The organism is Kineococcus glutinatus, assembly GCF_039542765.1.
Classification (GTDB): domain Bacteria; phylum Actinomycetota; class Actinomycetes; order Actinomycetales; family Kineococcaceae; genus Kineococcus_A; species Kineococcus_A glutinatus.
Window position 1 is genome coordinate 1 of record NZ_BAABIL010000019.1, and the last position, 7,463, is coordinate 7,463.

The 7,463-nt window shown below is 78.2% G+C and carries 6 protein-coding genes; 1 reads left to right on the plus strand and 5 read right to left on the minus strand.

All coding sequences use genetic code 11. The features are described from left to right. Positions 1 to 24: 24 nt before the first annotated feature. The 4 genes from ABEB16_RS01320 to ABEB16_RS01335 all read right to left on the minus strand — a co-directional run bounded on the left by ABEB16_RS01320 (position 25) and on the right by ABEB16_RS01335 (position 3,884). Positions 25 to 927 (minus strand): MSMEG_6728 family protein, encoded by a 903-nt coding sequence (locus tag ABEB16_RS01320; RefSeq protein ID WP_345710477.1) that lies wholly within the window; start codon positions 925 to 927, stop codon positions 25 to 27. 181 nt (positions 928 to 1,108) lie between these two features. After that, entirely contained in the window at positions 1,109 to 1,984 is an 876-nt protein-coding gene (locus tag ABEB16_RS01325) for a metal ABC transporter permease (protein ID WP_345710478.1), read from the minus strand. Continuing rightward, positions 1,981 to 2,859: a metal ABC transporter ATP-binding protein gene (locus ABEB16_RS01330; protein WP_425560073.1), complete on the minus strand. Its 879-nt coding sequence runs from the start codon at positions 2,857 to 2,859 to the stop codon at positions 1,981 to 1,983. Before ABEB16_RS01330 ends, ABEB16_RS01325 begins: the two co-directional genes overlap by 4 nt. Further along, positions 2,856 to 3,884 carry a metal ABC transporter substrate-binding protein gene (locus ABEB16_RS01335; RefSeq protein ID WP_345710479.1) on the minus strand — a complete coding sequence of 343 codons (1,029 nt, stop codon included), beginning with the start codon at positions 3,882 to 3,884 and terminating at the stop codon, positions 2,856 to 2,858. The genes ABEB16_RS01330 and ABEB16_RS01335 overlap by 4 nt, the downstream gene beginning before the upstream one ends. 110 nt (positions 3,885 to 3,994) lie before the next feature. Between ABEB16_RS01335 and ABEB16_RS01340 the strand changes: the two genes are divergently transcribed. Then, positions 3,995 to 5,179: a PP2C family protein-serine/threonine phosphatase gene (locus ABEB16_RS01340; protein ID WP_345710480.1), complete on the plus strand. Its 1,185-nt coding sequence runs from the start codon at positions 3,995 to 3,997 to the stop codon at positions 5,177 to 5,179. Here ABEB16_RS01340 and ABEB16_RS01345 read toward each other — a convergent pair. Further along, positions 5,139 to 7,463 (minus strand): hypothetical protein (locus ABEB16_RS01345; protein WP_345710481.1); only part of this gene is annotated, 2,325 nt, incomplete at its 5' end. The two genes, ABEB16_RS01340 and ABEB16_RS01345, sit on opposite strands and share 41 nt — an antisense overlap.

Here is a 7,463-nt window from a genome sequence, read left to right on the forward strand (position 1 = left end):
CCGGCGCCGGGCGGGGCGCGCGGCTCAGGCGTCGACGAGCACCGGGAAGAGGGCGCGCGGGTCCTGCAGCGCGGCCGGCGGCACCACCTGGCCGCGCTCGGCCCGCCCCAGCCAGCGCACCGGGCGCCGGTGCGGCGGCCACCCCGCCCGCGGGTCCACGAACGCGTAGTCGCCGACCACCTCGCCCAGCAGCAGCGCCCGCTCGCCCTCGATGGGCACCCCGACCTCGTCGCCGGGCGCCAGCTCGTGCAGGAACGCCGCCAGCTGGCGCAGCTCCTTGCCGGGGCGGCGCCCCGGCGCCCGCTCCTTCAGCAGCGCGCGCAGGCCCGGCAGGTCCAGCCCGCCGGCGTCCACGTCGATCCCGCAGGAGTCGCCCAGCCCCACGACGCCCTCGGTGAGGAAGATCGCCAGGTCGGTGGGCTCGTCGGGGCGCACCACCCACACCGGCCGCCCGCTGACCTCGCGCGGGGGCGGCGGCGGCCCGGGCTCGGGCCAGAAGTAGTCCAGGTCGTCGGGGGTGTCCGCGCCGAAGGCGGGCAGGTACAGCTCCCGGGCCTTCTGCAGCAGCCTGGAGCGGTGGCTGAGGTGCACCCGCTCGTCGCCCAGCCACACCGGCATCAGGCCGTCGGCGGCGAGCTCCGCCTGGGTGCGGCCCACCACCTCGGGGGCGAACTCGGCGATGAGCCGCGCGGTGGAGTCGGCCCGGCCCGGGCGCGTCCACGCCTCCACGCACGCCAGGCCGTAGCTCACCAGGGCCGGGGTGCACCCGCGCCACATCCGCACCGCGGGGTGGTTGACCCAGCCGTAGTCGGGCAGCTCCAGGGCGCGCAGCACCTGCAGGGTCTCCACCCGCTGCTTGCCGAGGCGGGGTGGGTCCAGCACCGCCGCGCTGCGGGCGAAGTCGGCGTAGGGCAGGAACGTCTGCACCCCGCCACCCTGCCGCGCGGCGCGGGCCGCCGCCTCCCCGCGTGGTGCGCGTCCCGGTCGCCCATCTCCGGGTTCGGGCGCTCCCGAGCCGCTCGGGAAGCGCCCGAACCCGGAGATGGGCGCTCCTGGGCACGTCGGGAAGCGCCGAAACCCGGAGATGGGCGCGGGAGGGGCGGGCCCGTCAGGCCGGGGCGGGGGCGGCGCGGCGGGAGCGGGGGCGCCCCCGCAGCGCACCGATGCCGCGGCAGACCAGGTACGTCGCGAACGACACCGTCGTCACGTACGGGCTGATCGGCACCGACGAGCCCAGCGACAGCAGCGTGCCCCCCAGCACCGCCACCAGCGCGAACACCACGCTGAGCACCGGCACCAGCACCGGCGAGGCGCTCACCCGCACCGCCGCCGCCGCCGGGGTCACCAGCAGCGCCAGCACCAGCAGCGCCCCCACCACCTGCACGCTCATCGCCACCGTCAGCCCGAGCAGCACCATGAACACCGGCGCCAGCGCCCGCACCGGCACGCCGCGGGCGGCCGCCACCTCCGGGTCCAGGCTCGCGAACAGCAGCGGCCGCCACAGCAGCGCCAGCGCCGCCAGCACGACCGCGGCGATGCCCGCCAGCCACTGCAGCTGCACGTCCGCCACGGCGGCGACCTGCCCGGTGAGCAGGCCGAACTTGTTGGCCGAGCGCCCCGGGTAGAGCGCCAGGAAGAGCACCCCGAGCCCGAGCCCGAACGGCATGAGCACCCCGATGGCGGAGTTGCGGTCGCGGGCGCGCACCCCCAGCACCCCGAGCAGCAGGGCGGCGAGGATGGAGCCGGCCACCGAGCCCAGCACGACGTCGGCGCCGACCAGCAGCGCCGCCGCCGCGCCGGCGAAGGACAGCTCCGAGATGCCGTGCACCGCGAAGGGCAGGTCGCGGGCGACCACGACGACGCCGACGAGGCCGCCGACGAGGCCGAGCAGCGCGCCGGCCAGCAGCGAGTTGTGCACCAGGGCGAGCAGCGCGCCGTAGTCGGAGAAGTCGAAGAGCGCGCCCCACACGTCGGCGGGGCTCACCGCGGGCCCCAGCCGCCGGGCTCGTCCGCCGGCTCGGCGCAGTGCGGGTGCTCCGAGGGGGCGGCCCCGCCCACGACGAGCAGCCGGTCGCCGGAGCGCAGCACCTCCACGGGCGAGCCGTAGAGGTCCGAGAGCACCGCCGTCGTCATGACCTCCTCGGGCGGGCCGATGCGGAACCGCCCGCCCGCCAGGTAGAGGACGCGGTCCACGTGCGGCAGCACGGGGTTGACGTCGTGGGTGACGAAGAGGACCGCGGCACCGGTGCGGCGCCGGCTGGCGTCGAGCAGCTCGCTCACCACCCGCTGCTGGTGCAGGTCCAGGGACAGCAGCGGCTCGTCGCACAGCAGCAGCGCCGGCTCGCTGACCAGCGCCTGGGCGATGCGCAGCCGCTGCTGCTCCCCGCCGGAGAGGGTGCCGACGGGGGTGCGCGCGTACCCGGTGGCGCCCACCGCGGCGAGCGCGCCGTCGACGCGGCGGGCGGCGGAGGCGCTGGGCAGCCAGGGGCCCCAGCGGTGCCCGTCGATGCCGAGGCGGACGAAGTCGCGGGCCCGCAGCGGTGTCGTCGGGTCCAGCCCCTTCTGCTGGGGCACGTAGCCGATGCCGCGCCCGCCGCGGCGCACCGGGCGGCCGGCGACGGCGGCGGTGCCGGCGGCCAGGGCCTGCTGCCCGAGCAGGACGCGCAGCAGGCTCGTCTTGCCGGCGCCGTTGGCGCCGAGGACGGCGACGAACTCGCCCGGTGCGACGTCGAGGTCCAGGTCGCGCCAGACGGTGCGCTCGCCGTAGCGCAGGGTCGCGCCCCGCACGCTCACGGCGGCCGGGTGCCCGGTGCCGGCGGCGACGGCATCCGGGGCGGTGCGTGACAGGGCGGTGCTCACGACGTCAGCGCGCCCTCGAGGGCCGTGAGGTTGTCGCTCATCCACGTGACGTAGTCCTTGCCCTCGGGGAGCGTCTCGGTGACCGGGACGACGGGGACGCCCGCCGCGCGCGCGGCGGCCTCGACCTGCTCGGTCTGCGCGCCGGCGGTCTGCTCGTTGTACACGAGCACGTCCACCTGCCGGGCGCCGATGAGGTCGAGGACCTCCTGCAGCGCGGCGACGGGCACGTCCTGGCCCTCCTCCATCGCCTCGCCGAACTCCGCGGGGGTGCGGTCCTCGACGCCGAGGGCCTCCAGCATGTGCGCGGGCACCGGCTCGGTGACGACGGCGCCGCTGCCCTCCACGGCGGCGTGGAGCTGCTCCTCGCGCTCGCGCAGCTGCTGCAGCTGCACCACCAGCGCGTCGCCGTTGGTGCGGAACGTGGCCGCGCCGTCGGGGTCGGCGGCCGACAGCGCCTCGACGAGCCCGGTGACGACGGCCTCGGCGGTGGCCAGGTCGTACCAGACGTGCTCGTCGGCGGCGCCGTGCTCGTGGGCGTGCTCGTCCGCTGCGTGCTCCTCCTCGGCGTGCTCGTCCCCGGTCTCCCCGGCGGCGGTCTGCGCGGCGTACTCCTCGGACTCCTCGACCGCGGTGACGACGGTCTTCCCCTCGCGCCCGACCGCGTCGAGCATCGTCTCGACGAAGGGGTCGTAGCCGCCGCCGTTCTGGACGACGACGTCGGCCCGCTGCAGGGTGAGCTGGTCGCGGGTGCTGGCCTCGTAGGAGTGCGGGTCCTGCGCCGGGTCGTCGATGATCGCGACGACCTCGGCGCGGTCCCCGCCGACGGTGGCGGCGAGGTCGCCGTAGACGTCGGTGGAGGTGACGACGGAGACCGCGCCGTCGCCTGCGGCCGTGCTCGGGGCCGAACCGCCCGCACCGGCGGCGGAGGTGTCACCGCCGCAGCCGGCGAGCAGCAGGCTGCCGGCGATCGCCGTGGCGACGACGGATCGGGTGCGCCGGGGGACGGGGGCGGTGCGACGAGTCATCAGATGATCTCCGAGAAAGGGAATGATTCCCAACAGCGTATCGGGTGGTCGAGCCCCCGGCGTCCTAGAGTCGCCCGGACGGGCCCCCACCCAGCGCCCCGGGGAGGACGATGCGCACGCCACACGACCGGGACGCCGCCTCCTCGCGCGGGCCCGGCGGGTCCCCGCGGCCGCGGACCTTCGGCGCGCCGCTGTGGCCGCTGCTGGGCCTGCTCGCCACCGCCGCGATCGCCGCGGTCGACATCGGCGCCGGTCTCCTGCACGCCGGGCGGCCCTCCCCGGTCGCCAACGTCTCCGGCACCCTCGCCATCGCCCCCGTCCTCACCAGCGCCGGCGGCACCCGCCGCCAGACCCTCGCCGTGGGCCTGGTGGCCGCCCTCACCGCCGCGGCGCTCGTCCTCGTCGACGGCGTCCACGGGGTGCCCGCCGTCGCCCGCCCCGCCGTCGTCCTCGCCACCGCCCTGCTGGGCACCTGGCTGGCCGGCGCCCGCGACCGCCAGCTCGCCCAGCTGCAGGACCGCCGCGAGGCCGCCCGCACCCTGCAGGAGGCCATGCTCACCGACCCGCCCGAACCGGCGGACCTCGAGCTGGCCATCCGCTACCTGCCGGCCAGCTCCGGCGACCGGGTCGGCGGCGACTGGTACGACGCCGTCCCCGGCCCCGGCGGCGGCACCGTCCTCGTCATCGGCGACGTCACCGGGCACGACGTGCGGGCCGCCGCCGCCATGGGGCAGCTGCGGGCCGTGCTGCGCGCCTACGCCGTCGACCGCGCCGAGTCCCCGGCCCGGCTGCTCACCCGCGTCGAGGGCGCCGCCCCCCTGCTCGGCCTCGACGTCCTCGCCACCGCCGTCGTCGTCCGCCTCGCCCCCGCCGCGGCGGACGGCTCCCACGCCCTGACCTGGTCCACCGCCGGCCACCCGCCGCCCGTGCTCGTGCACCCGGGCGGCCGGGTGGAGGTGCTCGCCGACGGCGCCCCGGACCTCCTCCTCGGTCTCGAGCCGGCCTCCCGCCACGACGCCACCGGCGTCCTGCCCCGCGGGGCGACGCTGCTGCTGCACACCGACGGGCTCGTGGAGCGGCGCGAGGCGGACCTCGACGACGGCTTCCGCCGGCTGCACGAGGCGCTCGCCGCGCACGCCGCCCTGCCGCCGGGGGAGCTGGTCGACGCGGTGCTGGCGCAGCTGCTGCCCGGCGAGCCCGACGACGACGTCGCCCTGCTCGCGGTGCGGGCCCGGTGCCCCGGTGCGGGGCTCGTCACCCGCGGGTCGCGGGCGGCGCCGGCTCCTCCCGGCTGACGGGGGCCCCGCCCGCCCCGGTGGGCTCGGCCACCTCCAGCGTGCGCACCGCGGCCGCGATGAGCAGCGGCAGCGCCAGCATCGCCCCGACCGCGGGCACCGTCGTGCCGGAGTCGTTGACGGCGAACCCCACCGCCCACAGCACCAGCATCGCCACGCACCCCGGCCGCAGCACCGGGTGGTGGTCGTAGGTCCGCTGCAGCGCCCGCACCCCCAGTGCCGAGGGCCGCATCAGCACGAACGCCACGAACGCCGCGGCCGGCGGCAGCATCAGCGTCAGCACCGAGCCCACCAGGATGTGCAGGTTCTGCAGGCCCTTGCGCTGCACCACCTGCCACGCCCCGCCGTCCAGCACCGTCTGCACGAACCGCCCCAGGTGGGTGCGCTCCTCCGCCGGGCGCAGCCAGTCCGCCGCGGCGATCGCCGAGATGACCACGACGGTGCCGGCCCCCAGCGCCAGCGCCCGCCGCCACGACATCCGGATCCCGGCCACGGCCAGCGCGAGCAGCGCGAAGGCGGGCAGGATCGCCGGCGGGCCGCCGAAGTCGCTGCCCACGACGCCGTCGACGTAGGTGGCGACCACGCCCAGCACCACCACCACGGCGACCGCCGCGGCCCGGCGCCCCGCCAGCACCAGCCGGTCGGCCAGCGCGACCGTCAGCAGCAGCGCGCCCGTCGCGAAGAGCGCGAACTGGGTGTTGCCCAGGCCGTAGAAGCGCCCGGCCACCACCGGCTGCAGGCCGATGAGGCTGGACGTGGACAGGTGGGTGCCGGTGGCGACGTCCACCGTCAGGACGGTCGCCGTCATCGCGCCCACCACCGCGGCCGGGCCCAGCGGGTGCCGCCGCCACGGCCCGAGCAGCGCCACCGCCGTCAGGCCCGCCACGAACAGGGCCACCGCACCGGAGACCGCCGCCAGGTGCGAGGCCGTCGTCGTGCCCGCCCGCCACCAGGGCAGCAGGTTGGCCAGGAACGTCGCCGCGGGCACGGTGCCGCACACGACGGCGACCCGCCGCATCCACGCCAGCACCCGCGCCCGGCCCAGCCGCCCGCCCCGGTGCCGGCGCACCGCGAGGGTGGCCACGACGTAGAGCAGGATCTGCGCGGCCACCAGCCCGGAGAAGAACCACTTGATCAGCGGCTGCACCGCCTGCGCGGCCTGGTCCAGGTCGCGGACCTTGCGCACCCGGTCGGCGGCCTCCTCCGGCGAGCCCGCCACCGGGTTGACGGGGGCGCCGACGAGCTGGCCGGTGAGGTCGGCCGCCTCGTGCCCGCCCGGCCCCAGCACCAGGTCCAGCAGGGTGGGGGTGAGGTCGGTGGTCTGCACGATGCCGTCCTGCCGGGTGGCGCGGCTGCCCAGCAGCGCCGCCTCGTACCCGCCGTCGGGGGCGCGCCCGAGGGCCGCGGCGAACTGCAGGTGGGGGGTGGCCCCGGCGTCGGCCAGCGACGTGGCGAGCACGGTGGCGCCCCCGGCCGCGACGTCCGGCACGGCGGCCAGCACCGCTGCCACCCGCGCGTCGACGGCCGCCACCTGCTCGGCCCGGGAGGCGGCCGGGGCGGGTTCGCGCGCGGGCAGGTCGGCCGGGTCGCGCAGCACGCCGGCGGCGACGACGACGAGGGCGGCGCCCCCGGCCAGCGCCAGCCGCACGGCGGCGGCGAGGTCGTCGGGGGAGTCGCCGTCGGCCGGTGCGACGGTCACGTCCCCGTCGAGGTCGGCCAGGGCGATGCCCGCGCCCGGCCCGACGGCGGCGGTGCGCACGCCGTTGCGCCCCAGCACCTCCCCCAGCAGGCCCGGCCGGGCGCCGAACGTGCCGGCCGCGGCGGTGCTGCGGTAGCGGGCCATCTCCGGCTGGACGCCGGCCACGAGGGCCGGCTCGGCCGGGGTGTCGTGGGTCACCGCGGGCACCTGCGCGCACGGCGCCGTCGTGTGGGAGCCGGAGCCGGCCGCGAAGTCGGTGGCGCGGCGTCCCGCGGACAGCGCGAGCCAGCCGTCGCCGGGGCAGGCGGCGGTGTAGACGCTGCGCACCGCGACCGTGCCGATCGCCCCGTCCTGCACCATCGACCACAGCCCCGGTGTGCGCTCCGCGTCGACGTCGGCCCAGCGCACACCGCTGAAGCCGACGAGGACGACGGGGCCGCTGCCCCCGTCGGCCCCGGTGGCCCCGGCGGCGGGGACGGGCCAGAACGCGCTCGCGAGGACGGCGAGCACCGCGCGCACCGCCGCCGGCAGCCGGGCCGCGCGCCGGGCCGGGGCGGCGGCCGGGGCGGCCGCGGCGCCGGTGCG

Coding starts and splice junctions, on each gene's coding strand:
- ABEB16_RS01340 (WP_345710480.1), top strand. CDS start 3,995: ATGCGCACGCCACACGACCGGGACGCCGCCTCCTCGCGCGGGCCCGGC.
- ABEB16_RS01335 (WP_345710479.1), bottom strand. CDS start 3,884: ATGACTCGTCGCACCGCCCCCGTCCCCCGGCGCACCCGATCCGTCGTC.